Consider the following 26,984-nt stretch of genomic DNA (forward strand, 5'->3'; position numbering starts at 1 on the left):
GCCCGGGCGGTGCCGGGGGCTGTCCGGGTTCAGCGGGACTGACCTCCTCAGGCCTCGGACACACCCACGAGCTCGGCGCTGCGCTGCCAGAGGGCCTCGGCGAGAGCGGGATTGTTCACCTGCGGGTTCACGCGGGTGCTGAGGACGCGCTCGTCGTAGTAGCCGCCGGAGATCCAGGTCTCGCCCGGCGTGCCCTCCAGGAACCAGCGCAGTGTCGCGCCACCGCGGTCGCTGCCGATGAGGACGAGGCGGCGCAGCGGGGTGCGGTAGACGAGGCGCATGATGCTCGACGACTCGGCGGCGAAGTTCGTCGCCACGGTGCCGGGGTGGAAGGCCACCGCGCTGAGCCCCTGCGCATGGAACTTCTCGTGCAGGCTCTTCGCCATCAGGACGTTGGCGAGCTTGGCGTCGCCGTAGGCCTTGTTCGGGGAGAACCGGCGGGTGTTGTCGAGATCGTCGACGTCGAGGTGCCCGAAGAGGCGATGGGCGACGCTGGAGGTGTTCACGACCGCGCCGCGGGCGGCGAGGAGCTGCGGGAGCAGGAGGTTCGTCAGCAGGAACGGGGCGAGGTGGTTCACCTGCATGGTCTTCTCGTGCCCGTCGACCGTGGGGGTGCGGTCGCCGAAGATGCCGCCGGCGTTGTTGGCCAGCACATCGATGCCCGCCGCTCCCACGGCCTCCGCGAGCTGCGCGGCGAGCGCACGCACGTCGTCGAGGCGCGCGAAGTCGGCGGTGAACCACTCCGCGCCGGTCTCCTCCGCCACGGCCCGCATCTTGTCGGGCGAGCGGCCCACGAGGAGCAGGCGGTGCGGGGACCCGGCGAGCTGGCGGGCGGCGGCGGCGCCGATCCCGTCCGACGCTCCGGTCAGCACGATGGTGCGTGCGGCCACGGCGGCGCTCACTCGGCCGACGGCGTGATGCGGCGGACGGCCCTGGTCACGTGCTCGGCGATCACCGCGCGGGCCTGCTCCGGATCGCCGGTCGCGATGGCGTCGACGATCTGCTGGTGGCTGCGCACGTGCTCCTCCTGCTCGGCGGGGTCGAGGGCGGAGTTGGCCGCCTGGATGAACCCGGCGATGCGGCCGCGGAGCTGGGCGCTGAGCTCGTCGAGGAACCGGTGCTCGGCGAGGTCGGCGAGGGTCTCGTGGAAGAGGCGGTCCTGGCGCAGGACCTCGGCCACATCGCCCGGAGCCGCAGCCGCCATCGCCTGGATGATGGCTTCCAGCCGCGCCGCCGACTCGTCGTTCCACCGCTCCTGCACCCGGATCGCCATGAACTGCTCCAGCACGATCCGCAGGCTCGAGATCTCCTCCAGGTCCTGCGCGCTGAGCTGGGCGACGCGGGCGCCGCGGCGGGGCTCGCGGGTGATGAGGCGCTCCTCGGCGAGCCGGGTCAGGGCTTCGCGCACGGGGATGTGGCTGACACCGAGACGGTCGGCGAGCTTGCGCTCCACGAGGCGCTCGCCGGGGGCGAGTTCTCCGGAGTGGATCGCCGCCCGGAGCTCGTCCGTGACCTGCTCGGCGATGTTCTGATCCGACACGCTGCGCATCCGGGGCCCTTCTCGATCTCGCGCGGCCCGGTGCTCGTCGAGCGGGGCTCCTTCGCTCGGTCGATGCTATGGCATGAGGCCGGGACTGGACAGGAACCGCGCGGTGCTAGATGCTATAGCAAAACCCGAAACCGATGACGAAGGAGTTGTCATGTCCGGCAGAGAGACGCTCGCGCAGGCGCGCGCCGCGGAGGACGCGGTGGGAGCCGCCGCCATGAAGAAGGCGATCTGGAGGCTGGGTCCGTTCCTCGGACTGCTCTACCTCGTCGCCTACATCGACCGGAACAACGCGGGCTTCGCGAAGCTGGAGATGACCGCCGCCCTCCAGATCACTGAGGCTGCCTTCGGCTTCGCGGCGGGCATCTTCTTCATCGGCTACCTGCTGTTCGAGGTGCCGAGCAACCTGCTGCTGGAGAAGTTCGGCGCCCGCAAGTGGATCGCGCGCATCATGATCTCGTGGGGCATCGTCGCCGCGCTGACCGCCTTCGTGCAGGACGCGACGCAGTTCGCGATCGCGCGCTTCATCCTCGGGATCGCGGAGGCCGGATTCTTCCCCGGCGTGCTGCTCTACCTCACGCTGTGGTTCCCGCGGCAGTACCGCACGCAGGTGCTCGCCGTCTTCGTGCTCTCGAACCCGATCGCCAACGCGGTCGCCGCGCCGCTGTCCGGCTGGATGCTGGAGCTGCACGGGCTGTGGGGGCTCGAGGGCTGGCAGCTCGTCTTCCTACTGCAGGGCGTCCCGGCCGTGCTCCTCGCGTTCGTCGTGTTCTTCTGGCTCCCCGACCGCCCCCAGGACGCGCGCTGGCTGAACCCCGCCGAGCAGCGCTGGATCACCGACACGCTCGCCGCCGAGACCCAGGCGACCGAGCAGCGGCACGGACGTCTTCGTCTCGGCGAGGTCTTCCGCAACGGGCGCCTCTGGACGCTCATCGTGCTCTTCTTCGGTGTCGTGTTCGGTGCGTACGGGCTGGGGATGTGGCTGCCGACCATCGTGAAGAGCATGGGCGACTTCTCGAACTCCACCACGGGGTGGCTCGTGGCGCTGCCGAACCTGTGCGCGGCCCTCGTGATGCTGCCGTGGGAGCGCGCCGCCCGGAAGCAGGGCAACATCCCGCTGCAGATCGGCATCACGCTCAGCATCACCGCCCTCTCGCTCATCGCAGCGGTCGCGGCGCAGGGCACGCCGGTGCTCGCGCTCGCAGCGCTGTGCGTCGGGATGTCGGCGCTCTTCTCGACCACCCCGCTGTTCTGGAGCCTGCCGCCCATGGTGCTCACCGGCACGGCGGCCGCGGCCGGCCTCGCCTTCATCAACTCGGTCGGCAACCTCGCCGGCTTCGCGGGACCCTACGCGATCGGCTGGATCAGCGAGACCACGGGGTCGGCGGTGTGGGGCCTGCTCCTCATCTCGGGGCTCACGCTGCTCGGGGCGACGATCGCCTTCGTGCTCAGCCGCCGCACGGACTTCACGACGGCGCCCGACCTCGCCGTCGAGGCGTCCACGGCCCGGCGATGACCGGGCCGGGTCGGCGGTCGTGACGAGAACGTGACCCCGCCGGCCCTGTTCGCTCTAGACGCCGTTTGCCTTTTGCTACATGCTATAGCGCAACACCCTTACCCGAAGCACCACCCGACCTTGGAGGCACCCATGTCGCGTCGTCGTGTTCGGCTCGGCGGAGCAGCAGTGCTGCTGACCGCCGCGCTCATCACCGCTGGTTGCAGCACCTCATCCACTCCCGACGGCCAGGCGCAGGAGGGCGGCACGCTCACCGTCGCCGCCGCGCAGGGCATCCCGCAGCTCAATCCCGCCATCCGCACGTTCGCGTGGGAGGAGGTGCTGTTCCCGCTGCTGTGGAACGGCCTCACCACGACCGACGAGTCCGGCGAGGTCGTCGGCGATCTCGCCGAGAGCTGGGAGGCCTCCGATGACCAGAAGACCTGGACGTTCACCCTCCGCGACGGCGTGACGTTCTCGAACGGTGAGGACTTCACCGCCGACGACGCCGTGGCCGCCTTCGACTACTACCTCGACCCGGAGACGGCGACGCAGGAGAAGAACAAGATCTCGATGGTCACCGACGTCGCCGCGCCGGACGAGAAGACCGTCGTGGTGACGCTGTCCGAGCCCATCGCGACCTTCCCCGCGGGCATCGTCTGGGTGAAGATGATCGACGTCGACGCGCTCGACACGATCGACAAGGAGCCCATCGGCACCGGGCCGTACGTCGTGGACGCCTTCACGCCCGACGACAGCCTCACCCTCGTCCCCAACCCGGAGTACTTCGGCGAGGCGCCGGCGCTCGACGAGATCACGATCGTGAAGGCCGCCGAGTCCACCGCCGCCGTCACCGGCCTCCGCTCCGGCGACATCGACGTGCTGTGGTCGGTGCCGCAGGGGGATGTGGCGGGGCTGGAGGGCGGCGACATCGCCCTGGTGAAGCCCGAGAACCCCAGCCAATGGCCCTCGTGGGAGATCGACACGACGTCGCCGCCGTTCGACGACGTGCGCGCCCGGCAGGCCCTCGCCTACGCGATCGACCGCGAGGCCATCCTCGACGCCGCCTACTACGGCCAGGGCACGGTCTCGCCGACGAACAACGCGCTCGGCGAGGTCAACCCCTGGTTCGGCGGCGAGCTGACCGACTACTCCTATGACCTGGACAAGGCGAAGGAGCTGTTCGCCGAGGCCGGGGTGACCGAGGGCAGCACGCTCACCTGGTGGGGCGTGGCCGGACAGTACCCGGAGTGGAACACGAGCGGCGAGATCCTGCAGGCGAGCCTGAAGGAGATCGGCATCACGCTGAAGATCGACAACAACGACATCGGCACCTGGGTCGACGCGTTCTACCCCGCGGGCAAGAGCTATCCCGGGTACATCGTGCCGAACTTCCAGTCCACCCCGCCCGAGCCGGCCTACTCGCTGAACTTCTACCTGGAGGGGCGGTGCGAGTGCAACTGGGTCGACCCCGACTTCCAGACGGCGTTCGCCGACGCCGTCGCCGAGCCGGACGAGACCGCGCGGGCCGAGAAGTGGGGCACGGTGCAGACCATCATCAACGAGCAGGTGCCGCTCATCGTGCCGCTGCAGTCGACGGTCGTCACCGCCACCAGCACGGCGGTCGACGGTGTGTGGGTCGAGGGCGGCGGACAGCTGCACCTCGAGGGCGCGCAGCTGAAGGGCTGACATGGTCCTCTCCGTCCTCCGGCGGGTGGCGATCAGCATCGCGATGCTGATCGCCACCTCGCTCCTCGTCTTCGTCGTGCTCCGGCTGCTGCCGGGCGACCCCGTCATCACCCGCCTCGGCTCGACGCCGGGCGTGGATGCCGAGACCATCGCCCGGCTCCGGGAGGAGGCCGGCCTCGACGCCCCCGTCATCGAGCAGTACCTGCGGTGGATCGGCGGCGTCTTCACGGGCGACTTCGGCCAGTCCTACTTCAACCAGTACTCGGTGACGGAGCTCATCGCGCAGCGCCTGCCCGCGACGCTGGAGCTCACGCTCATCGGGGTGCTGCTGGCCGTGCTCATCGCCACCCCGGCTGCCGTGTTCGCCTCACTGCGTCCGCTCGGCCTGGTCGACAGGGTGCTCACCGCGATCTCGACCGCGGGCATGGCCCTTCCGCAGTTCCTCATCGGCATCGTGCTCATCGTCGTGTTCGCCGTGCAGCTCAAGGTGCTGCCGGCCCGCGGCTACACGCCGTTCGCGGAGGACCCAGCCGAGAACCTCGTGCGCATGATCCTCCCCGGCTTCACCCTCGCCTTCGCGGCGGCGCCGCTGCTCATGCGGTTCCTCCGGGCCTCGATGGTCGAGGTGCTGGACGCCCCCTACATCCGCACCGCGAAGGGCAAGGGACAGTCGGCGAGTGGCGTGGTGCTCGGCCACGCGCTCCGCAACGCCCTGATCCCCGGACTCACCATGCTCGGCCTGATCGTCGGCTACACCCTGGGCGGCGTGGTGATCGTGGAGTACGTGTTCGGCGTCCCCGGACTCGGCTCGCTCGCGATCGACGCGGTCTTCAAGCGGGACTACGCGGTGCTGCAGTCGGTCGTGCTGCTGATCTCCGCGATGTTCATCCTCACCACGCTCATCGTCGACCTCCTCTACGGGGTGCTCGATCCGCGTCTTCGTGCAAGGAGCAGCCGTGGCTGACACCCTCACCCTCGCGCTGCGCTCCGCGCGTCCCCGCCGACGGGTCGCCGTCGCCTCCTGGATCCCGCTGGGGCTGCTGGCGATCATCGTCCTCGCCTGCGTGCTCGCCCCGCTCCTGGCCCCGTACGACCCCGCGGCCCAGTCGTCCGACCGGTTCGCCGGTCCCTCGGCCGCGCACCTCTTCGGGACCGACGAGCTGGGCCGCGACCTCTTCAGCCGCGTGCTCTACGGCGGCCAGCTCACCGTGTTCATCGCCGGGGGCGCGACGCTCGTGGCCATGGTCCTCGGGATCGCCTGGGGTATGGCGGCGGCGTTCGGACGCGGCTGGGTCGATGAGATCCTCATGCGTCTCGCCGACACGGTCATGGCGATCCCGCAGATCCTGTTCGCGCTCGTCTTCATCTCCGCGTTCGGCGCCGACCCCGTCAAGCTCGCCGTCATCATCGGGGTGCTCCTCACGCCGACCACCGCGCGGCTCGTGCGGTCGTCGGTGCTCAGCGAACTGCAGGAGGACTACTTCACGGCCGCTGTGGCGTTCGGCTCGACCCGGCGCCGTCTGCTCTTCGCCGAGGTGCTGCCGAACGCCAAGGGGCCGATCGTCGTGCAGGCGGCCATCAACGCCGCCAACGCGATCCTCCTGGAGGCGTCGATGAGCTTCGTCGGGCTCGGCATCGCGCCGCCCGAGGCCACCTGGGGCACGCTCGTGCAGCAGGGCTACCAGAAGATGTACCAGTCCATCGGGTACGTGCTGTTCCCCGCCCTGTTCATCTTCGTCACCATCTGGCTGCTCAACGTGCTCGCCGACCAGTTCGGCGGCGATCGGAAGGGGAGGGGCCGATGACCGACCTCACGCCCGTCCTGCAGGTGCAGGATCTCACCGTCTCCTACGGCGACGTCATGCCCGTCCAGGGCATCACGTTCGCGGTGCGGCCCGGTGAGCGCATCGGCCTCGTCGGCGAATCCGGCTCCGGCAAGTCGCTCACGGCGCTGTCGATCATGCGGCTGAACGACGGGGCGACCCTCGGCGGCAGCATCCGGCTGCGCGACCGCGAACTGCTCACGCTGAGCCCGCGGGAGATGACCCGCGTGCGCGGAGGCGAGATCGCGATGGTCTATCAGGACCCGATGTCGTCGCTGAACCCGGTCCGCACGATCGGGCACCAGCTCGTGGAAGCGATCCGGCTGCACGACCGGGTCTCGGCGGCGGCCGCCCGCGCGCGGGCCGTCGAGCTGCTGACCGAGGTCGGGGTGCCGCTGCCCGAGGAGCGTCTGGGCCAGTACCCGCACGAGTTCTCCGGCGGGATGCGGCAGCGCGTCATGATCGCGATGGCCATGTCCTCCCGGCCCGCCGTGCTCATCGCGGACGAGCCGACCACGGCCCTCGACGTGACGACGCAGTCCCGGATCATCGACCTCCTCGATCGGCTCGCGGAGGACCACGGGACCGCGGTCGTGCTCATCACGCACGACCTCGGCGTCGCCGCTGGGTTCTGCGAGCGCATCCACGTGATGCGGCACGGGCGCGTGGTCGAGGAGGGGCCGGTCGACCGCATCTACACGGCCCCGGAGCATCCGTACACGCAGGCGCTGCTCGGCGCGGTCGTCGACCTCACGGTGGACGTGCAGCAGCCCATCCGCACCGCCGCGGAGGTGCTCGAACGCGGGACGGAGCCGCTCGCCGAGGCCGGGTCGATCAGCGCCGTGGATCGGGCGCGGGAGTCCAGCGACGTGCTGGTGGACGTGCAGGGCGTCTCGAAGGTGTTCACGCTCGGCTCCGGGCGTCGGGTGACCGCGGTCGACGACGTGTCGTTCCAGATCCGGCGCGGCGAGACGGTCGGGCTCGTCGGCGAGTCGGGCTCCGGCAAGTCGACCGTGTCGAAGGCCGTGCTCGCGCTCGGCGGCATCGACGGAGGCACGGTCGTCTTCGACGGGCAGCGCCCGCACGACCTCCGCGGCGAGGAGCTGCGGCGGCTGCGCAAGCGCATGCAGATGGTGTTCCAGGACCCGTTCTCGGCCCTGAACCGGCGGCAGACCGTCGCGCAGATCATCGAGGCGCCACTGCGCGCCCACGGCATCGGCACCCGGGCCTCCCGCGCCGAGAAGGTGCGCGGGACCATGCACCGCGTGCGTCTGGACGAGGAGTTCGCGCACCGGCTGCCGCGCTCGATGTCCGGCGGGCAGTGCCAGCGCGTGTCCATCGCCCGGTCGCTCGTGCTGGAGCCGGAGTTCCTCGTGCTCGACGAATCGGTGTCGGCGCTCGACGTGTCGATCCAGGCGCAGGTGCTCAACCTGCTCCGGGAGCTGCAGACGGAGCTCGGCCTCACCTACCTCTTCATCAGCCACGACCTGGCGGTGATCCGGTACATGTCCTCGACGGTCGCCGTGATGCAGCAGGGCCGCATCGTCGAGATCGGGGCGCGCGACGCGCTCTTCGCGAACCCGCAGCACGAGTACACGCGCGGGCTCATGGCGGCGATCCCCATCGCCGATCCGGTCCTCGAGCGCCGACGGCGCGCGGAGGCCGCGGCGCTCTGGCAGGCCCAGGGCGGGCAGACGGGCGCGGTCCCTGCCGCGCTCGCAGGACGAGGAGGACGACGATGATCACCATGGATCAGGAGACGGGGCCCTCGACGGACGCCGCGGGCGCCGGCGCGGCGGTGCGGTCGACCGGCCGCCGCGCGCTCATGGCCGGGCTCGGCGCGGTCGCGCTCGGCACGGCGGGCGTTCTCGCGAGCACCGCACCGGCGCAGGCCGCGCCGGTCGCCGCCGGCGCCAAGGACGTCACGCGAGCGGAGTCCGTCGCCGACCTGGCCCGTCTCCGCGCCCGCGACGGCGAGGTGGCGGTCGTCGCCGGGTTCCGGAAGCCCGGCGACGCCGGACTGCTCGTGTACGTGGGCAGCGAGAACGCGAAGACCAAGGTCAACGGCGGCACCGTGATCGCGGGGAAGCACGACACCCGGTGGGTGCTGCAGCACGACGGCACCGTCGACTTCCGGGTCTTCGGTATTACAGGACCGGAGAAGCCGGCCGACGATGCGCTCGCGGCGATGGTGAACGATCCCCGCATCCGCCGGATCGAGGCGAGCACCGACCTCCTGTTCCGGCGTCGGCATCGCTTCACCCGGTCGTACGTCGAGATCGACTTCGGCGGACACGTCATCACGACGGACGGCATCGAGAAGAACACCCACGACAACCCGTTCGGTGCCGTGATGTTCTTCACCGGAGTGCCGAAGGACGTCACGGTCGAGCACGCGCTGGCCGAGGCCTGGCCGGAGTTGACCGACGCGGTCGCCGTGCCGGACGCGTCCCGGTTCCCCGTGGACTCGTGGTGGGCGGTGCAGTGCGACCCCGTCGCCGGAGGAGGGGCTGATGAGCGCGAGCTGCAGCGGTTCGTGCAGGTGACGCAGCAGATCGACGGCACCCACATCCGCATCGATTACCTCAACGGCTGGCCGCTCGACACGGGGCGGAAGCTCATCTGGCGGCAGATGGCACCGGTCGCGGGCGTGCGGATCGCGAACATGCGGTTCCTCGGTGCCGGTCCCTTCGACGGTCCCACCGACGGCTCCTTCCCCGACTCTCGCGAGCTCACCGGCTCCCACCCGATCGCCTTCGAGTACGCGATCCACTGCGACGTCGCCGACGTGCACGCGAGCCGCACCTGGTGGCCCGTGATCATGCGGCGCTGGAACACGCACTTCACGACGGAGCGCTGCTCGGTCGAGAACCCGCCGACCGTGTTCTACGGCGGTGCGGGGTACCTGACGCAGCAGATCTACAGCCTCTACGGCCGGGTGAGCGACTGCACGTCGTCGAACGCCCGGCACCTGAACGACCTCACCGCCAGCGCCTACTGCCTCGTCGAGAACTGTCATGGCGACGGCGACGACCAGGGCGGCAATCCCTTCACCACGCACGGCCAGTACGAGCACGACCTCACCTTCATCGGCAACTCGGGGCTGATGGACATCGCCAACTCCGGCGCGCAGTGGGGCACGGCCGCCAAGCGCGTCACGGTGCGCGATCACGTCTGCTCCTGGTTCGTCGCCGGGACGAAGATCAGCGATCTGACGCTGGAGAACGTGCGCGTCATCGGCCGCTCGACCTTCGATCCGCAGGCGACCATGACCATCAACGCCGACGGTGCGCAGGTGCGCGGGTGCACCGCGGGACTTCTGGCGATCGGACAGCGGTCGCAGCGCTCATCGCGGCCGACCGTCATCCAGGACTCCACCTTTGCGCTGCCCAAGGATCAGGTGCTCGTGCAGACCCCGGTCACGGCTCCCGTCCGCTTCGTGGACTGCACGATCACCGGGATCGACGGGGTCAAGGCGCGCGGGTCTGGGCCGGTCGAGTTCGTGGACTGTCGTCTCAGCGGCCCGGCGGCCGGCGCCCCGTTCGAGGTCGGCGCATCGAAGGTGACGATCCGCGGCGGATCCGTGCGCGACGTGCGCCTGACCGCGACAGCGGTGCGGGATCAGCTCATCGCTCTGGACGGGGTAGAGCTGTCCACGGAGCGCGCGGACGGCGCTCTGCTCAGCAGGGCCGCAGGCGCCGGCGTCGTCACCTGGCGGGTGAGCGGGGTGACCTCGACGGTGCCGAAGGGCGCTGCCCACCTCGACATCGGCGCGGGCGTCAATCACGCCCGCGTCACCGGCAGCCAGTTCGTCGGCGGACGACTGCGGCTGGCGAACGGTTTCGCCGAGCCGTCGACGCTGCTCTACAGCGACACCGTCGAGCGCGGCGTCGAGACCGCACTGCCGGAGGCCGGACCGCGCGTCGTCATCGCCGACGTGCTGACGAGCGCGTGACGGACGGCATCATGGACATCAGGGAGGACCACGCGTGAACGACACGGCAGCGGCGACGCACCTCGGAGACCGCATCCGCATCCCCCGCACGCAGGCGCGCATCGGCGTCGCCCGGCGCGACATCACGCCGCCCGTCGGCATCCGCGCCAAGAACTGGGGACCGGCCGACTGGGAGCGCTCCGAGGGGGCGCACCGGCCGTTCGAGCTGACCGCGCTCGCCGTGGTCGCCTCGGACGAGCGGCCGCGGGTGCTGCTCGCGGTGGACGGCACGTGGTGGCGCCGGGTCGCCGATGAGCAGGGCGTGCGCGGGGCGATCCTCGACGGTCTGGGCCTCGAGCCCGATCAGCTGATGCTCTCCCTCTCGCACACCCACGCGGGGGCCGTGCTGTGCGCCGCGGACGCGCATCTGCCGGGCGGCGAGCTCATCCCCGGGTACCTGGAGGCGCTGTCCGCCGCGGGAATCGCGGCAGGGCGGGAAGCGCTGGAGACCGCGCGACCGGGACTGATCGAGTGGACCACGGGCACCTGCACCCTCGCGGCGGAGCGGGAGCTCGACCTCGACGGCCGCGCTCTCGTCGGCTACAACCCTCAGGGCACCGCCGACGACACCGTGACGATCGGCCGGATCAGCATCGACGGGGAGGTGCGGGCGACGCTGGTGAACTACGCCTGCCATCCGACGACCCTGGCCTGGCAGAACCGCGAGGTGTCGCCGGACTACGTCGGCGCGATGCGCGAGGTCGTGGAGGCGGCCACCGGTGCACCGTGCCTGTTCGTGCAGGGAGCCTCGGGCGAGCTGGCCCCGCGGGAGCAGTACACCGGCGACGCCGCGGTGGCCGACCGGCACGGACGTTCGCTCGGGCACGCGGTGCTCGCGGCGCTGGACGGCTTGCCTGTGCCCGGTGAGGAGCTGACGCTGGACGGGGTCGTGGAGTCGGGTGCTCCGCTCGCGATCTGGACCGGGACTCCGGCGGACGGCGGCGAGGAGGCGGCGGGAGTCGTCTCGGCGGTCGAGCTGCCGCTGCGCGACCTGCCCACCCTGGACGAGCTCGCCGAGGAGTGGAAGGACATCGACCCCCGGTCGCGGGAGGAGCGTCTCGGACGGGCCCGGAACCTCCGCGACGGCTACATCGAGGGGCCGACGGTGTCGCATCCGGTGTGGGCCTGGCGGCTCGGTGACGCCGTGATCCTGGGGCATCCGGGCGAGGCGTATTCCCGGCTGCAGACGACACTGCGGGAGCGGTTCCCGGAGACGCCGATCGTGGTCATGAACCTCACGAACGGTCCGGGCTTCGTGTACCTCCCGACCCGCGAGGCCTACGACCGCGGTGCCTATCAGTCGTGGCAGACGCCCCTGGCCCCCGGTGCCCTGGAGCTCCTGGAGTCCCACGCCGTGTCGTTGGTGGCCGGACTGCGGGGGTAGCCCCTTTCGAATCGCCCACTTTGCTCCATTTCCGGCCGAAATCGAACCAGTTGCGCGATTCGAACCGGATAGAGTTGCTATAGCAAATCCCCGAGGTAGAGGAGAGACATGACCGCGCGCCCCGTCGCCATCGTCACCGGAGGCTCGGCCGGCATCGGCTGGGAGATCGGACAGCGACTCTCCGCGGACGGCTACCTCGTCGTCGCGACCGACCGCGTCCCCGGGCTCACCGCGGGTGAGAACCCCGCCGAGATCCTGTGGCGGGAGCTCGACGTCACCGACCACGCCGCCGTCGACCGGGTCTTCGGCGAGATCGAGGCGGAGCTCGGGCCCATCGAGGTGCTCGTGAACAACGCCGGGATCCAGCGTCATCGCGGGATCGAAGACCTCACGTGGGATGAGTGGTCCGCGGTCGTGGACGTGAACCTGCACGGGGTGTTCTCCGCGCTCCAAGCTGCAGGGAAGCGGATGCTCGACCGGGGTGAAGGCCGCATCGTCAACATCTCCTCCATCTCCTCGCGGGGCTCCGCGGGGCGGGCGCCGTATGCCACGACCAAGGCCGCCGTCATCGGCCTCACCTCCACGGCCGGAGCGGAGTGGGCGTCGCGGGGTGTGCGCGTCAACGCGGTGGCCCCGGGCTATGTCGACACCGGGGTGTTCCGGCAGGGCGTCGAACAGGGGACGCTGAGCCTCGACACGATCCTGTCCCGCATCCCCGCGAAGCGCCTGGCCGACGCGAGTGAGATCGCCGCGGCCGTGAGCTTCCTCGTGTCGGACCAGTCGCGCTACATGAACGGTCAGACGCTGTACGTCGACGGCGGCTTCATGGTGGACTACGGCGTGCCCCTCGCGAAGAAGCCCGAATGACCACCGTCGCCCGGATCGACACGGCCACGGCGGTCCTCCCCCTTCCGGCACCGCTGCAGCTCGGTGCGATGACGGTCACGCGACGGGAGTATTCCGCGGTGCAGGTGACGGCGGACGACGGCACCACCGGGGTCTCCTACTGCCTATCGCGCGAGGCCCCGATGGCGGAGATCCTCGAGCGCCTGGTGGCTCCGCACGCAGTGGGGCTCGACGCCGACGACCCGGCGGCCGCGTGGGACCGGATGCTCCGCGGCAGTGCGATCGTCGGACGGGTGGGGCTCGTGCGGCGGGCGATCGGTCTCGTCGACATCGCCCTGTGGGACATCGCGGCCCGTCGTGCCGGCGTGCCGCTGTGGACCCTGCTCGGCACCGGTGACGCCCCGCGGGAGGGGATGCTCGTCGCCGCGTATCCCTCTCCGCAGCGGACGCCGCGGGAGGTCGCCGATGAGGTGCTCGCGCAGGCGGACGGCTGGGCGCAGGTGAAGATCTCCCGCATTCCCGATCCGGCATACATGCGCGAACTGCTCGCGATCCTCGGCGCCGAGCTGCCGTCCGCGACCGGTCTCGTCGTGGACGTGGGCTTCGGCTGGCCCGATGCGGAGGCTGCCGTGGCGGAGGTCGCGCAGTGGGGCGACCCGCGCCTGGCCTGGCTGGAGGACCCGCTGCTCCCCGAGGACGCGGCCGGCGTGGCCCGGATCCGCCGGGAGACCGGATTGCCGGTGGCGGTGGGCGACGAGGTGACGGACCCCGCCGTGCTCCGGGCTCTCGTGGAGGTCGGCGAGGTCGATGCCCTCCGCCTCGACGTCGTCGCGATCGGCGGCATCACGCCCGCCAGGGAACTCATCTCCTGGGCGGCAGAGCGCGGCGTCCCGGTGTCCGGACACGTATACCCCGAGGTCACGGCGCACCTCGGCATCCAGGTGGAGACCTTCGCCCGCGGGGTGAACCCCTACGACCCCGCGCCCTCGTTCGTGACGGGCGGTCCGGAGTTCGCCGGGACCGTGACGCCGCCTGCAGCTCCCGGGCTCGGCTTCGGCCTCGATCCTGCCGTCTTCCGATTCGAGAGGGACTGACATGACACCTTCCCCGCGTAGCGTCGTGGTGACCGGCAGCGGCAAGGGCATCGGGCGCGCGGTCGCCGAGCGGCTCACCGCCGACGGCTGGATCGTGGTCGGGCTCGAACGCTCGCCCGGCTCCGGCACCGTCGAGGACGGCATCGTCGCCGAGGTGGTGCTCGGCGACGCCTCCGACCGCACGGCTCATCAGCAGGCGGCCGCCGCGGCGCGCGCCAGGGCTCCGCTGGCCGGCTGGGTCAACAACGCCGGCATCACGAAGCGCACGCCGCTGCACGAGCTCGACGAGACGGTCGTGCGCGAGATCGTCGACATCAACGGCTTCGGCTACCTCTGGGGCTGCTCGACGGCCGTGTCCGCGTTCCTCGATCAGGGCGTGGCGGGCGCGATCGTGAACATCGGGTCGATCCACGGTCGATCGAGCTTCGTGGACCACGCGGCCTACGAGTTCACGAAGGGTGGCATCGACGCCCTGAGCCGCAGCGTCGCGGTGACATATGGCGGATTGGGCATACGGGCGAACACCGTCGCGCCGGGCGGCGTGCGCACTCCGCATCTGGAGGCACAGATCGCCAGGGCCGCCGACCCCGAGGCGGAGGAGCGGCTGCTCGCGGAGGGCCCGCCGATGGGACGCATCGCCCGCGCGGAGGAGGTCGCCGCGGTGACGGCGTTCCTCCTCTCCGACGAGGCCCCCTACCTCTCCGGCCAGTCCATCGCCGTCGACGGAGCCTGGACCGCGTCGTTCGGGGACATCGCGCTCGACCCCGCGCTGCGGGAGCGGTTCAAGGCGCCGCCGGCTTCCTGAGCGCGCCCACGCCGATGTCCCCGGTCCGTGCGACGATCCGCTCGTCGACGGGAGAACGGGATGCGCGGGGAAGCGACGGTTCTGCACGCCGATCTCGATGCGTTCTACGCCTCGGTCGAGCAGCGTGATGCGCCGGAGCTCCGCGGGCGCCCGGTGATCGTCGGCGGCGGGGTCGTGCTGGCCGCGAGCTATGAGGCGAAGGCACGCGGCGTCCGCACGGCGATGGGCGGACGGCAGGCACGAGAGCTGTGCCCCGACGCCGTCGTCGTGCCGCCGCGGATGGAGGCCTACTCCGCCGCCAGCAAGGACGTCTTCCGCATCTTCCGCGACACCACCCCGCTCGTGGAGGGTCTCTCGATCGACGAGGCGTTCCTCGAGGTCGGCGGTCTGCGTCGCATCGCCGGCACTCCCGAGGCCATCGCCGTCCGGCTGCGGGAGCGGGTGCGCGCCGAGGCGGGCCTGGCCATCTCGGTCGGCGTCGCCCGCACGAAGTTCCTCGCCAAGGTCGCGAGTGCGGTCAGCAAGCCCGACGGACTCCTCATCGTCGAGCCCGACCGGGAGGAGGAGTTCCTGCTGCCGCTTCCCGTCGAGCGGCTGTGGGGCGTCGGCGCCGTGACGGCGGAGAAGCTGCACCGGTACGGCATCCGCACGGTCGGCCAGCTCGCGGAGCTCGAGGCGGCGACGGCGGAGCGGATGCTCGGGAAGGCGACCGGAGCGCACGTCCATGCTCTCGCCCGCCTGCGGGATCCGCGCCCCGTGGACACGACGCGGCGCCGCGGGTCGATCGGGTCGCAGCGCGCGCTCGGGACCCGTCCCCGGTCGGCCGACGAGCTCGACGTCATCCTCACCCAGATCGTCGACCGGCTCGCGCGGCGTCTCCGCGACGGCGGCCGCGTGTGCCGGACGGTCGTGCTGCGGCTGCGCTTCGGCGACTTCACGAAGGCCACCCGCTCGCGGTCGCTTCGGGCGCCGACCGACCGCACCGCCCTGCTGCTCGCCGTCGCCCGCACGCTCCTCGCCGCGGCGCAGCCCGAGATCAGCGGTCGCGGGCTCACCCTGCTCGGCCTCTCGTTCACCCAGCTCGATGCCGCGGACAGCGTCCCGCCCGAGCTGCCGATCGACTGGGGCGACGAGTCCCGTCTGGACACCGTGCTCGACACGCTCCGTGACCGCTACGGCTCCGCCTCGGTCTCCCGCGCCGCCCACCTCGGCCGCGACCCCGGTTGGTCGTCCCCGGTGCTCCCGGAGCACCACTGACCCCTTTCGAATCGCCTGAATGGTCCCATTTCGGCCGGAGATACAGCCGATCGGGCGATTCGAAGCGGGTCAGGCCTTGAGCATCGACGCCCGCGAGATCACGCCGTCGACCACGTCGAAGGTCGCGATGGTCTCCGTGGCGACGCCGGCGTTGATGACCTGCTCCTGCGCGACGACCCAGCGGGAGCCGAACAGGACGCTCGTGTCGATCACGCAGGAGAGCTCCGGGTTCTGCAGCCGCGGCTCATAGAAGGCGCGGATGGCGGCCGATCCGACGAGAGGCTCCGGCGCCACCCCGGTGACCACGGCATCGTCGGCATATGTCGCGACGAAGGCGTCGAGGTCGTGCGCGTTGAAGGCGTCCAGCTGCGCCTGCACGGTGTCGAGAGCGGAACGGTCGAGGGTGGTGCGGTCAGTCAATGCGAACTCCTCCGTTGACGTCGTAGGTGGCTCCGGTGATGAAGCGGGCGCGCTCCGAGGCGAGCGAGGCGATGATCCAGGCGACGTCCTCCGGCTGACCGAAGGCGCCGAGGGGGATGCCCGACTCGAGCTTCGCGCGGCCTTCACCCTGGAGCTGATCGGTGATCGCGCTGGCGACCGGTCCGGGGGTGACGGCGTTGACGCGGATGCCCTCGGCGGCGAGGTGCCGGGCGAAGCTGCGGGTGATCGCGAGGATCGCCCCCTTGCTGGCCGCGTAGTGGATGCCCGTCTGGAGTGCGCCGACCTGCCCGGCGATCGAGGCGATGTTGATGACCGAGCGGTCGCCGTCGGCAGCCCGGAGCAGGGGGAGCGCCGCGCGGGTGAGCAGGAAGGTCCCGCGGGCGTTCGTCTCCAGGACGAAGTCCCACTCCTCGATGTCGATCTCGGGATACGGCGTGTACGGGCACACGCCGCCGTTGTTGACGAGGACGTGCAGGTCGCCCCAGGCGTCCGTGATCTCGGCGATGAGCGCGGCGATGGAGTCCGGTTCGCGGAGGTCGAGGCGCGACACGTGGACGTCCGGGGAGCCCGCCGCGCGGCACTCCTCCGCCACGCGGACGGCTTCGGCCTCGCGTCCGGCGTAGGTGATCCAGAGGGCGACGCCCTCGCGGGCGAGTTCGAGGGCGGCGGCGGTTCCGATGCCGGAACTGGCGCCCGTGACGAGTGCGCGGCGAACAGTCATGCCTAAACGCTATAGCAAGAAGCGGTCTCGCGACAGCGGCTGTACGCGAGCTTGCTAGATGCTATAGCATCGCATCCATGACCGCGCCGCTCATCCTCGTCACCGACTGCGACCTCCCGGGAATCGTCATCGAAGACACCCTCCGCGCCGCTGGCCTCCGTGCCGAACGGGCCGCCTCCGGGAGCCCGGACGACATCGCCGCCGCCGGAGCCGACGCCGAGGCGCTGGTCGTGCAGTGGGCGCGCATCGACGGCCCCCTCATGGACCGCCTGCCGAACCTCCGTTTCATCAGCCGGGTCGGCATCGGCTACGACATGATCGACGTCGAGGCCGCCACGGCCCGCGGCATCGCCGTCGCGAACACGCCGAGCTACTGCATCGAAGAGGTCGCCGCGCACACCGTCGCGATGATCATGACCCAGGCCCGCGGCCTCTCCGCCTACGACCGGGCCGTGCGCGACGGCGTCTGGAAGGCCGTCGACGCCCGGCCGCTCGCCGTGAGGCCGTCCTCCACCACTGTGTCGGTGCTCGGGTTCGGGCGCATCGGATCGATCGTCGCCCGCGGATGCCGGGCGCTCGGCTTCCGCGTGCTCGTCGCCGACCCGTACGCTCCCGACGACGCCGTGCGCGACGCTGGCTGCGAGCCCGTCGACATCCCCTCGGCGATCGCCCGCGCCGACATCCTCACGCTGCACGTGCCGCTGACGGACGAGACCCGCCACCTGATCGACGCCGCGGCCCTGGCGACGATGAAGCGCGACGCCGTGATCGTGAACACCTGCCGCGGCCCGCTCATCGACGAGGACGCCCTGGCCGCGGCGCTCCGCGACGGGCGGCTCGCCGGTGCCGCCCTCGACGTCTTCGCGGAGGAGCCCCTCCCCGCGACCTCCCCGCTGCGGGCGCTCGACACCGTGCTCCTCACGCCGCACGCCGCCTGGTACTCCCCGGAGGCCCTGGCGGATCTTCCCGTGCACGCCGCCGAGAACGTGATCCGCTCGCTCGCCGGCGAGGCCGTGCCCATCGTCAACCCGGCCTTCGCCGCCGCGCGCTGAGAGGACTCCCATGGAACTGCTGCGACTCGGCGAGATCGGCCACGAGCGCCCCTACGTCCGCGATGACGAGGGCGTGGTGCGCGATCTCGGATCCCTGACCCGCGACATCGACGGCGCCTTCCTCGCCGCGGACGGCATCGCCCGCGTGCGGGCGGCGCTCGCGGACGGCTCGCTGCCGCAAGCGGAGACGACGGGACTGCGCGTCGGCGCCCCCGTGGCGCGGCCGACCGCCGTGATCTGCATCGGACAGAACTACGCGGCGCACGCGGCGGAGTCCGGCGCCGAGCCGCCCGCGCACCCGGTGGTGTTCTTCAAGCACCCGAACACGGTCGTGGGGCCGGACGACGTCGTGCTCCTGCCGCCGGGCGCCGAGAAGGTCGACTGGGAGGTCGAGCTCGCGGTCGTCATCGGCCGCACGGCGCGGTATCTGCCCTCCGTCGAGGCCGCGCGCGACGTGATCGCCGGCTACACCATCTCGAACGACGTGTCCGAGCGCGCGTATCAGCTCGAGGTCTCCGGCGGACAGTGGTCGAAGGGGAAGTGCTCCGAGACGTTCAACCCCCTCGGCCCCGCGCTGGTGCCCACCGACGAGGTCGACCCCCAGGCGCTGCGCCTGCGGTCCTTCGTGAACGGCGAGCCGCGGCAGGACTCCTCCACCGCCGACATGATCTTCCCCGTGCTGCAGCTCGTGCACGAGCTCAGCCACTACCTCGTGCTCGAACCAGGAGACGTCATCAACACCGGCACCCCGCAGGGCGTCGCGCTGTCCGGGCGCTTCCCCTATCTGCAGGACGGCGACGAGATGACCATCGAGATCGAGCGGCTCGGCCGTCAGCACCAGCGCACGGAGCGGGTCCGGCTCGGGTGAGGCCTGTGCCCGGGGCACGGTTCCTTTCGCTGAGTGCAACCGTGTCCCGGGTAGAGGCCTCTCCCGGGCACCCCGCGGCCACAGGCATCCGCGCCGGCTCAGGCGGGTGGAGGGGAAAGGCGCCTGATCTCGCGCGAGCGCCTGTTGCCGCGAGCGCCCGCGGGCTCAGGCGTACGCGTGGGCTCAGGCATCCGCGCCGGCTCAGGCGGGTGGAGGGGAAAGGTGCCTGATGTCGCGCGAGCGCCTGTTGCCGCGAGCGGGTCAGCCGGCGAAGGGGAGGACCGGGAGGCCGTGCACCCCGGGACGCACCGCGAAGACCGACCCCGCGGCAGTGCCGTGATCGGGCAGCAGGCCCTGCGCGGAGGTCGTGATGAAGAGCGTGCCGAGGTCGTCGCCGCCGAACGTGCAGGCACTGACCTGGGGCACCGGCAGCACGATGTCCTCGCGCACGGCCCCGGACGGCTCGAACCCGCGCACACGGCTCCCGCCCCACAGCGCGACCCAGACACTGCCGTCCGCGGCGACCGTGAGGCCGTCGGGCACGCCGTCGTCTTCGGGGATGTGCGCGAACACCCGGCGTCCGCGGAGGTCGCCCTCGGCCACGTCGAACACGTCGATCCGGCCGGTGTCGGTGTCCACGTAGTAGACGCGGCGGCCGTCCGGGGAGTAGCTGACCCCGTTGGACGAGGTCACGCGGGGGAGCACCGTGGTCACGTCGAGCGCGGCGTCGATGCGCAGCACGGTCCCTGCACCTTCGGTGGAGTCCGTGGACATCGATCCGGCCAGGAGTCGTCCTCGCGGGTCGCAGCAGCCGTCGTTCATGCGCACCGCGCCGTCGTCGAGGAGGGTCGCGGCGGGACGGGCCTCCGCGTCGGGGCCGTCGGCGAGGTACAGGGTACGCGCGCCCACCGCCACGAAGCCGCCGGACGTCCGCGGACGGAAGAACGCGAGGTACTCGTCGTCGACGTGCTGGCGGACGATGTCGTCGCCGCGGAGGGTGAGCAGGTCGCCCGCGTCTCCGTCGACCCAGCGCAGCCCGCCCCACCCGGGCCACCAGACCGGGGCTTCCGCGTGGACGGCGACCGGGCCGGTCACGTTCTCGGGAGTCATGCGCCCTCCGCCGTCCGCCGCGGGTCGGTCACGGGCAGCGGCTCCGGAACGGGGCCGTCATGATCTGCCGCTGCGGCACGGGCGGACGGAAGCTCCTTCGCGACCTGCTTCTCGAGCACGGTCACGGCCTCGTCGGAGAGCAGGATGAGGCCGTCGAGCTCCTCGCGCACCCGCTTGTACGCGATGTTCCGCTCGGACTGCGTCGCCGACTCGTCCACGGCGACCTTGAGGAGCTGCTGCGCACGGTCGAGGCGCTTGCGCTCGGCCTCGGTGAACGTCGAGTCGCGCAGCCGACGGGCGTCCTTCTCCGCGATCTCGAACGCGACGGCGTAGTCGCCGACGGCCTGCAGGTACTCCGCGATCTGCTGCTCCGAGAGCGTCGCGTCGGCGGAGGCCGGACGCAGCGCGTCCGCGGTCTTCTTCGCGCGGAGGAAGGCGGCCGTCAGCGGCTGGCGGCCGTCGCTCATCGCGGGGAAGGCGATCAACTTGGCGACGTCGAGCTCGTAGTCGAGCCAGCGCGCGGTGATCTCGTCATGCTCGGCGAAGAGGCGGGCGAGCAGGTCGTCGGGCGCCACCGACGCGGTCGTGTCGACCACGGTAGGACCCTGGCGCTTCGCCTGCCGTCCGGCCGCGCGCGCCTCGATCTCGGCCGTCTTCAGCTGCGCCTTCATACGCAGCGTCTCCAGCCGGCGCTCGTGCCGACGCTTGGAGCTGCGCTCCCAGGCCTTGGCGGCGCCGCCGGCCATGCCCATGATCGGGAAGATGAGCCACCAGTAGTCACCCGCGAAGTTCCAGAAGCCCCGGATGAACTCGTCCATGATGGGTTCAGCCTACTGCGCGACGGCGGGTCGCCGGGGGCCCGCACGAGAGGGAGGGCGGCCGCATGAAGAGCGTCGGCATCGTCGGGATCGAGAACAGCCACGCCGCGGAGATCGTCCGCTTCCTCAACGTCGAGGCCCCGGACGTGCCCGTGCGGATCACGGCCCTCGTGGCCGGGGAGCCGGAGCGCACGCGGGAACTGGCCGCGCTCGGCGGCATCGAACGCGTCGTCGACGAGGCGGGCGCGCTCCTCGGCACGGTGGATGCGCTCATCGTGACCGCCCGCGACGGTGTCGATCATCGCGCCATCGCCGTCCCCTTCCTGGAAGCCGGGGTGCCGGTCTGGGTCGACAAGCCCCTCGCAGCAGCGGTCGCCGATGCCGACGCGATCCTCGCCGCCGCGCAGGGTGGGCAGGCGCCCGTCACCTCATCGTCCACGCTCCGCTGGCTCGCCGACACCGCGGAGCTCGTGGCGGAGGCCGGCCGCATCGGGGAGGTCCAGGCGGTCACCGTCACAGGGCCTGCCGATCCGGACAGCCCGTACAGCGGCATCTTCTTCTACGGCATCCACATCGCCGATCTCGCCCAGGTTCTGCGGCGCGGCATCGCGGAGGACGTCGAGGTGCAGTTCCTGCCCGCGGGTGTCGTCGCCCGCTACCGGGTCGACGGGGTGCCCGTCACGCTGGAGTTCGTGCGGCCGGACGGCGATCGCCAGGTGCCGTTCCGGGCGACCGTCGTCGGCCGACGGGGCATCGCCAGCCGGGAGATCCCGATCGGTCCCGGGTACGTGCAGCCCGGCGTCCGTGCCTTCGCCCGGATGCTCGAGACCGGTGAGCCGCCGGTTCCCGCGTCCGAGATGCGCGCTCCGATCGCCGTGCTCGACCAGATCGCCGAGGTCCTCGCCTCCCGCTGACCCGGGCGGCGACACCATCCGTTCACGAAGCGTTCGGATACGGGTACGGCGGTCTCGTAATTCCCCGTCACCTTCGGGAGTTGGAATACCGATGGTCTCGGAATCCCGGGGCCTCACCTCCCGAAAGGTCATCATGCGCCGCTTCACCCTGCCCGCCGTCGGCCTCCTGGGCGTGGCCGCCCTCGCCCTCACCGGATGCCAGACCCCCACCGCCGATGCGGCCCCCGCCGACCCGGACGCCCCGATCACGATCGCGACCATCCCCGTCGGCGACGACCCTACGGCCGAGAACCCCATCGAGGTGTTTGGCGCGCTGCTGGAGGAGGCCACGGGCCGCGAGGTCGAGATCACCGACGTGCCCGACTACCTCAGCGTGGTGGAGGCCATCCGCGCCGACCACGTCGACATCGGGATCATGAGTGGATTCCCGTCCGCGCTCGCCGTGAACACCGGCGAGGTCGATGCCCTCGTCGCGTTCGAGGGCGACGGCAAGCCCGTATCCACCTGCGTCGTGCTCGCGGACTCGCCCGTGCAGACGCTCGAGGACCTCGCGGGGAAGACCGTCGCGTTCGCGGATCAGGCCTCCAGCTCCGGATACTTCATGCCGGTCTACATGCTGCACGAGGCCGGGTTGGAGCAGGGCGACGACTACGAGGCCATCTTCGCGGGCGGCCATGAGGGCAGCTTCGCGGCCCTGGAGCAGGGGCAGGTGGATGCCGCGTGCACCGCCGTCATGCTCACCGAGCTCGGCGCGCCGATGTTCCCCTTCGCGGACGGCGAGTGGCGCGCGGTCGGCGAGAGCCCGGCCATGGACGTCGCTGGCGCCGTCCTCGGTCGTCCCTCGCTCGACGCCGCGACACGCAAGGCCATCCAGGACGGTATCGCCGCCGTGTTCACCCCCGAGAACGCTGAGAAGCTGGGCGCCTTCGGGTCGTTCGCAGCCGCCCCGCAGACGGTCGACCCGGACGACAGCGCGTTCGAGTCCTTCGCCGAGATCGCGGCCGTCGCGGGCGTCGAGCTGAAGGACCTCCAGTGACGGGCATGAGCGTCGCCGTGGCTGCCCGGCACCAGGACGACGGGCGCACGCCGACGGCCGAGGTGCGCCAGGCGCTGCCGCTCGTCAGCGTCCGCGGTCTGCGCGTCGCCTACGACACCACGACGGTGCTCGACCGCGTCGATCTCGACCTCTTCCCCGGCGAGATGGTCGCGCTGCTGGGAGCGTCGGGCTCAGGGAAGTCGACGCTGATGAGGAGCCTCACCGGATTCGCGCCCATCGCCGCGGCCTCCGCGCGGGTCGCCGGACACGACGTCACGAATCTGGCGCGCGGCGAGCTGCGCACGCTGCGGTCCGAGGTGGGGCAGGTCTTCCAGCAGTTCAACCTCATCCCGCGCCTCAGCGTCCTCACCAACGTGCTGACCGGGGCGCTGCACACCGCGGGACCGCTCAATCTCGTCGGCGGATTCACGAGCGCGGATCGCCGCCGGGCCCTCGACCTGCTCGACCGTGTCGGGATCGCGCACAAGGCGGCGGCGCCGGCGCGGTCGCTGTCCGGCGGCCAGCAGCAGCGCGTGGCGATCGCCCGCGCGCTCATGCAGCGCCCGAAGCTGATCCTCGCCGACGAGCCGGTCGCCTCGCTCGACCCGAAGCTCGCCGACTCCGTGCTCGGACTGCTCCGCGAGATCGCGGTGCAGGACGGGATCCCGGTGCTCGTGAGCCTGCACGTGCTGCCGCTCGCCCTCGCGCACAGCGACCGCATCGTCGGTCTGCGGCACGGAGAGATGCTCGTCTCCGGCGTCACGTCGCAGCTGGACGTGGCCGCACTGGAGGCCCTGTACGACGACGAGGAGCACGCCGATGACCACGACCGTTGAGCGCCAGGACCGGACCGTACGCCCCCAGCTCGAACCGGCGGAGCGCGCCCGGCTCGAGAGCGCCTTCCGCGTCCCCCGCGCCCGCTTCCTTCTCGGCATCCCGGTCGCGGCCCTTCTGCTGATCTGGTCCTTCGCCGGGGCGGGTTTCGACTTCGTGAAGCTCGGCGACGGGGCCGTCAACATGGGGGAGTTCCTGTCCCGGCTGTTCCCGCCAGACTTCTCGAAGATCGGCACCATCCTCGCGCTGCTGCTGGAGACGTTCCAGATGGCCGTCGTCGGCACGGTCCTCGGTGCGGTGCTGTCCCTGATCGTCGCGTTCGGGGCGACGTCCACCCTCGCACCACGGTGGCTGTACTACCCGACGCGCTGGATCATGAACATCATCCGCTCCGTGCCCGACCTCGTCTTCGCCCTGATGTTCGTCTCGGCGGTCGGACTGGGGCCCTTCGCCGGCATCCTCGCCATGACGCTCGGCTCCATCGGGTCGATCGGCAAGATCTTCGCGGAGGCCATGGAACAGGTCGACCGCGGTCCCGTCGTCGCGATGGAGGCGGTCGGCGCCTCGAAGCGTCAGGTGATCCAATACGCGGTGCTCCCCCAGGCCGCACCCCTGCTCACCTCGTACACGCTGCTGCTGTTCGAGGGGAACGTCCGCGGCGCGACGATCCTCGGTCTCGTCGGCGCCGGCGGCATCGGCCTGGAGCTGACGACCGCCATGCGCATGTACGACTACGGCCACCTCAGCGCCATCATCCTCTGCATCATCGTGCTCGTCACGCTGATCGACCAGGGCAGTGCCCTCATCCGAAGGAGAATCACATGACCACGATCGACACCGGTCTCATCCTCAGCGCGCCGGTCAACCTGCGCGACCTCGGCGGCATCGCCATCGACGGCGGGGTGCTCCGTCCGGGTCTGGCCATCCGTACCGACGACCTCGCCTATGTGACCGCGGAGGTCGCGGACGAGCTCCTCGCAGGCGGGCTGACGGCCATCATCGACCTGCGCTCGCCGCTCGAGGTCGCGGTCACCGGCCGCGGTCCGCTCGGCGAGCACCCGGTCGCGTACCACCACCTCCCGCTGATCGCCGATGTCGGCGCATCGATGGACCGGGAGCAGCCCGCGCTGACGCACGAGGCCATGGGGCTGATGTACCTGCGCATGGTGGAGGGCGCCGCGCCGCAGCTCGTGACCGCGCTCAACGTCATCGCGCACACCCCGGGAGCGACGGCGTTCCACTGTGCGGCGGGGCGCGACCGCACGGGAGTCCTCGCAGCGATGCTGCTGCTCGCCCTCGGGGCTGGGGACGACGACATCGTGGCCGACTACGCGCGCACCGGCGACAACATGGTCGCGATCATGGCCCGCACCGCTCCGGTCATGGGGGCGATGTGGAAAGCGCTCGGCTTCGACCTCGACGCGCGGGACGCGTCGTCGGCGCTGCTGGAGGGATCGATGGACGTGTCCATGCGCAGCCTCCTCGACACGCTCCGGGCTCAGCACGGCGACCCGCTGGCCCCGCTCCGCGCGGCCGGGCTGTCCGACGCGACCATCGTCCGGTTGCGCGAGCGGGCGCTCGGGGCATGACCGTCGTGACGCCTTCGGGCGTGGGGCGCCGCCGCCCCGGACGTCCGCGCGACGAGGACATCGATGCACAGATCGTCGCTGCCACGCTGGACATCATCGATGCGGGCGAGGATGTGACGGTCGCGCGGGTCGTCGCCCGGAGCGGCGTGAGCCGGGCGGCGCTGTACCGGCGCTGGCCGTCACTCACGACGCTGATCGCTGCGGCGCTCGACGTGGGCCGGGAGGTTCCGCCGGAGTACCCGATCGATGCCGACCTGCGCGAGATCCTCCTCACCGGCCTCGGGCTCGGCGCGGAGGGCGTGGCCCCGTCCGCGCCCGGCTATTCCGAGGAGCGGTTCCGTCAGCGCATCCGTCTCGTCATGTCCGATCGGGGTCTGCAGAAGGCCTACTGGGAGTCGCACGTCTCCCGCCGTCGGGTTCCGCTGCAGAACGCGCTGCGCGCCGGTGTTGTGCGCGGCGAGCTCCGGGCGGATCTCGACGTCGAGGCCTGCTTCGACGCGGTGGCCGGTGTCGCGTACTACCAGCTGGTCGTCCGCGGCGACCGCATCAGCGACCCGGCCGTCGTGGCTCGCCTGCGCGCCGCCATCGAGGTGATCTGGCGCGGCATGGTGGCCTGACGGCGACCCACGCGCGGTCCCGAGAGGCACAGCTTCGGAGATCCGGGCCGACACGCCGTCGACAGGTTCCGTTCGACGGCGTGTCGCCTGCGGTCTCCGAAGCTGTGCCCGGCCGACGCGGGTTCAGGCCTGCGTGAGGTCCTGCGCGAGCATGAGGATGATGCCGCTGGGGCCGCGGAGGTAGGTCAGTCGGTAGATGTCCCGGTAGTTCGCGACGCCGCGCAGGGGATGGAACCCGTGCCGCGCGGCGATGGCGAGGGAGGCGTCGATGTCGTCGACGGAGAAGGCGATCCGGTGCATGCCGATCTCGTTCGGCCTCGTCGGCTCCGTCTCGATCGCGTCCGGATGGATGTACTCGAAGAGCTCGATCTGCCCGCGCCCGTCCGGGGTCTGCAGCACGGCGATCCGCGCGTGGTTCCCGTCGAGTCCGACCGCGGTGGACGCCCACTCGCCGCTGACCTCGTCCCGTCCGACCACGGACAGCCCCAGGTCGGTGAAGAAGGCGATGGTGGCGTCGAGGTCGCGCACGGCGATCCCGATGTTCTCGAGGGCGATGGCCATGCCCGCGATGCTACTCCGGCGTCAGCGACCGAGCTTCTCGGCGCAGGCCACGCAGTATTCCGCGAACGGCCGTACCTCCAGGCGCTCCGGCGGGATGGGCTTGCCGCAGTGCGCGCAGATGCCGTAGGTCCCGGCGTCCATCCGCATCAGCGCCTCGTCCACCTGGCGGAGCTCCGCCTGCGCCGCCTCGGCGAGCCCCGACAGCCGGGACCACTCCGACGAGAGCGTCACCCCCTCCGGGTCGTGCTCGTCGTCGTCGTTCGAGCCCTCGCGATCGTGCATGAGCTCCGCGAGGGTGGCCGCCGTCGCCGTGACGCGAGCCGCGGCCTCGGCGCGACGCTCTTCCAACAGCGCTCGCAGATCCATCCGCCCACTCTAGGCCCGGCGACGCTCGCGTCGTCGCGGGTCCAGGCGTCCGCGCCGATTCAGGCGCCACCGGCAGCAGGCGCCTGAACTCCCGCGCCTGCCTGTCCTCTCCTGAACGCCTGCG

The 26,984-nt window shown here is 71.3% G+C and carries 27 protein-coding genes; 19 read left to right on the forward strand and 8 right to left on the reverse strand.

Annotated elements, in window-relative coordinates:
* Positions 1-47: 47 nt before the first annotated feature.
* Positions 48-890 (reverse strand): SDR family NAD(P)-dependent oxidoreductase, encoded by an 843-nt coding sequence (locus M4D53_RS02845; RefSeq protein ID WP_259951771.1) that lies wholly within the window; start codon positions 888-890, stop codon positions 48-50.
* A gap of 8 nt (positions 891-898) precedes the next feature.
* A complete protein-coding gene (locus M4D53_RS02850) occupies positions 899-1,549 on the reverse strand; it encodes a GntR family transcriptional regulator (protein ID WP_060922906.1) in 651 nt (216 codons plus the stop codon).
* Between the two features lie 151 nt (positions 1,550-1,700).
* On the opposite strand from M4D53_RS02850, the gene M4D53_RS02855 reads away from it, so the two are divergent.
* From M4D53_RS02855 to dinB, 11 genes are all read left to right on the forward strand, one after another.
* Positions 1,701-3,062 (forward strand): MFS transporter, encoded by a 1,362-nt coding sequence (locus M4D53_RS02855; protein ID WP_259951772.1) that lies wholly within the window; start codon positions 1,701-1,703, stop codon positions 3,060-3,062.
* 132 nt (positions 3,063-3,194) lie between these two features.
* Positions 3,195-4,730, forward strand: a complete 1,536-nt coding sequence (locus M4D53_RS02860; RefSeq protein ID WP_187662938.1) for an ABC transporter substrate-binding protein — start codon at positions 3,195-3,197, stop codon at positions 4,728-4,730.
* 1 nt (position 4,731) lies between these two features.
* A complete protein-coding gene (locus M4D53_RS02865; RefSeq protein WP_259951773.1) occupies positions 4,732-5,694 on the forward strand; it encodes an ABC transporter permease in 963 nt (320 codons plus the stop codon).
* Positions 5,687-6,535: an ABC transporter permease gene (locus M4D53_RS02870; RefSeq protein WP_216353864.1), complete on the forward strand. Its 849-nt coding sequence runs from the start codon at positions 5,687-5,689 to the stop codon at positions 6,533-6,535. Before M4D53_RS02865 ends, M4D53_RS02870 begins: the two co-directional genes overlap by 8 nt.
* Entirely contained in the window at positions 6,532-8,295 is a 1,764-nt protein-coding gene (locus M4D53_RS02875; protein WP_259951774.1) for a dipeptide ABC transporter ATP-binding protein, read from the forward strand. Before M4D53_RS02870 ends, M4D53_RS02875 begins: the two co-directional genes overlap by 4 nt.
* Complete coding sequence (locus M4D53_RS02880) at positions 8,292-10,508, forward strand: hydrogenase maturation protease (protein ID WP_259951775.1); 2,217 nt, start codon at positions 8,292-8,294, stop codon at positions 10,506-10,508. The genes M4D53_RS02875 and M4D53_RS02880 overlap by 4 nt, the downstream gene beginning before the upstream one ends.
* A gap of 34 nt (positions 10,509-10,542) precedes the next feature.
* On the forward strand, positions 10,543-11,931 hold the full coding sequence (locus tag M4D53_RS02885) for a hypothetical protein (protein WP_259951776.1): 1,389 nt from the start codon (positions 10,543-10,545) through the stop codon (positions 11,929-11,931).
* A 108-nt stretch (positions 11,932-12,039) separates the two neighbouring features.
* Positions 12,040-12,798, forward strand: a complete 759-nt coding sequence (locus tag M4D53_RS02890) for an SDR family NAD(P)-dependent oxidoreductase (protein ID WP_259951777.1) — start codon at positions 12,040-12,042, stop codon at positions 12,796-12,798.
* The gene (locus M4D53_RS02895; protein WP_187662943.1) at positions 12,795-13,871 is read left to right on the forward strand and encodes an enolase C-terminal domain-like protein; all 1,077 of its coding nucleotides are present in this window, start codon (positions 12,795-12,797) and stop codon (positions 13,869-13,871) included. Before M4D53_RS02890 ends, M4D53_RS02895 begins: the two co-directional genes overlap by 4 nt.
* A gap of 1 nt (position 13,872) precedes the next feature.
* Positions 13,873-14,676: an SDR family NAD(P)-dependent oxidoreductase gene (locus M4D53_RS02900; RefSeq protein WP_259951778.1), complete on the forward strand. Its 804-nt coding sequence runs from the start codon at positions 13,873-13,875 to the stop codon at positions 14,674-14,676.
* 60 nt (positions 14,677-14,736) lie between these two features.
* On the forward strand, positions 14,737-15,933 hold the full coding sequence (dinB, locus tag M4D53_RS02905; RefSeq protein WP_259951779.1) for a DNA polymerase IV: 1,197 nt from the start codon (positions 14,737-14,739) through the stop codon (positions 15,931-15,933).
* A gap of 69 nt (positions 15,934-16,002) precedes the next feature.
* Here the strand turns inward: dinB and M4D53_RS02910 are convergent, their stop codons facing one another.
* Together M4D53_RS02910 and M4D53_RS02915 are read right to left on the reverse strand one after the other, a co-directional pair.
* On the reverse strand, positions 16,003-16,353 hold the full coding sequence (locus M4D53_RS02910; RefSeq protein WP_187662946.1) for a nuclear transport factor 2 family protein: 351 nt from the start codon (positions 16,351-16,353) through the stop codon (positions 16,003-16,005).
* The gene (locus tag M4D53_RS02915) at positions 16,346-17,095 is read right to left on the reverse strand and encodes an SDR family NAD(P)-dependent oxidoreductase (RefSeq protein WP_259951780.1); all 750 of its coding nucleotides are present in this window, start codon (positions 17,093-17,095) and stop codon (positions 16,346-16,348) included. Before M4D53_RS02915 ends, M4D53_RS02910 begins: the two co-directional genes overlap by 8 nt.
* A gap of 77 nt (positions 17,096-17,172) precedes the next feature.
* Between M4D53_RS02915 and M4D53_RS02920 the strand changes: the two genes are divergently transcribed.
* Together M4D53_RS02920 and M4D53_RS02925 are read left to right on the forward strand one after the other, a co-directional pair.
* Positions 17,173-18,147, forward strand: coding sequence for a C-terminal binding protein (locus tag M4D53_RS02920; protein WP_259951781.1), 975 nt, complete (start codon positions 17,173-17,175; stop codon positions 18,145-18,147).
* 10 nt (positions 18,148-18,157) lie between these two features.
* On the forward strand, positions 18,158-19,015 hold the full coding sequence (locus tag M4D53_RS02925; RefSeq protein WP_259951782.1) for a fumarylacetoacetate hydrolase family protein: 858 nt from the start codon (positions 18,158-18,160) through the stop codon (positions 19,013-19,015).
* A 261-nt stretch (positions 19,016-19,276) separates the two neighbouring features.
* On the opposite strand, the gene M4D53_RS02930 is transcribed toward M4D53_RS02925, so the two are convergent.
* Complete coding sequence (locus tag M4D53_RS02930) at positions 19,277-20,125, reverse strand: SMP-30/gluconolactonase/LRE family protein (protein ID WP_259951783.1); 849 nt, start codon at positions 20,123-20,125, stop codon at positions 19,277-19,279.
* Positions 20,122-20,943, reverse strand: coding sequence for a hypothetical protein (locus M4D53_RS02935; protein WP_187662951.1), 822 nt, complete (start codon positions 20,941-20,943; stop codon positions 20,122-20,124). Before M4D53_RS02935 ends, M4D53_RS02930 begins: the two co-directional genes overlap by 4 nt.
* A gap of 65 nt (positions 20,944-21,008) precedes the next feature.
* On the opposite strand from M4D53_RS02935, the gene M4D53_RS02940 reads away from it, so the two are divergent.
* The 6 genes from M4D53_RS02940 to M4D53_RS02965 all read left to right on the forward strand — a co-directional run bounded on the left by M4D53_RS02940 (position 21,009) and on the right by M4D53_RS02965 (position 25,933).
* Positions 21,009-21,857: a Gfo/Idh/MocA family oxidoreductase gene (locus M4D53_RS02940; protein ID WP_259951784.1), complete on the forward strand. Its 849-nt coding sequence runs from the start codon at positions 21,009-21,011 to the stop codon at positions 21,855-21,857.
* 91 nt (positions 21,858-21,948) lie between these two features.
* The gene (locus tag M4D53_RS02945; protein WP_232089150.1) at positions 21,949-22,893 is read left to right on the forward strand and encodes a phosphate/phosphite/phosphonate ABC transporter substrate-binding protein; all 945 of its coding nucleotides are present in this window, start codon (positions 21,949-21,951) and stop codon (positions 22,891-22,893) included.
* A 5-nt stretch (positions 22,894-22,898) separates the two neighbouring features.
* Complete coding sequence (locus tag M4D53_RS02950; protein ID WP_259951785.1) at positions 22,899-23,729, forward strand: phosphonate ABC transporter ATP-binding protein; 831 nt, start codon at positions 22,899-22,901, stop codon at positions 23,727-23,729.
* Positions 23,713-24,552 (forward strand): phosphonate ABC transporter, permease protein PhnE, encoded by an 840-nt coding sequence (gene phnE / locus M4D53_RS02955; RefSeq protein WP_187662954.1) that lies wholly within the window; start codon positions 23,713-23,715, stop codon positions 24,550-24,552. Before M4D53_RS02950 ends, phnE begins: the two co-directional genes overlap by 17 nt.
* Positions 24,549-25,316, forward strand: coding sequence for a tyrosine-protein phosphatase (locus M4D53_RS02960; protein WP_259951786.1), 768 nt, complete (start codon positions 24,549-24,551; stop codon positions 25,314-25,316). The genes phnE and M4D53_RS02960 overlap by 4 nt, the downstream gene beginning before the upstream one ends.
* On the forward strand, positions 25,313-25,933 hold the full coding sequence (locus M4D53_RS02965; protein WP_259951787.1) for a TetR/AcrR family transcriptional regulator: 621 nt from the start codon (positions 25,313-25,315) through the stop codon (positions 25,931-25,933). Before M4D53_RS02960 ends, M4D53_RS02965 begins: the two co-directional genes overlap by 4 nt.
* 123 nt (positions 25,934-26,056) lie before the next feature.
* Here the strand turns inward: M4D53_RS02965 and M4D53_RS02970 are convergent, their stop codons facing one another.
* Both M4D53_RS02970 and M4D53_RS02975 read right to left on the reverse strand, forming a co-directional pair.
* On the reverse strand, positions 26,057-26,494 hold the full coding sequence (locus tag M4D53_RS02970) for a VOC family protein (protein ID WP_187662957.1): 438 nt from the start codon (positions 26,492-26,494) through the stop codon (positions 26,057-26,059).
* A 21-nt stretch (positions 26,495-26,515) separates the two neighbouring features.
* Positions 26,516-26,860 (reverse strand): TraR/DksA family transcriptional regulator, encoded by a 345-nt coding sequence (locus M4D53_RS02975; RefSeq protein WP_259951788.1) that lies wholly within the window; start codon positions 26,858-26,860, stop codon positions 26,516-26,518.
* Positions 26,861-26,984 lie beyond the last annotated feature (124 nt).

The sequence above is a fragment of the Microbacterium meiriae genome (assembly GCF_025143875.1).
Classification (GTDB): domain Bacteria; phylum Actinomycetota; class Actinomycetes; order Actinomycetales; family Microbacteriaceae; genus Microbacterium; species Microbacterium meiriae.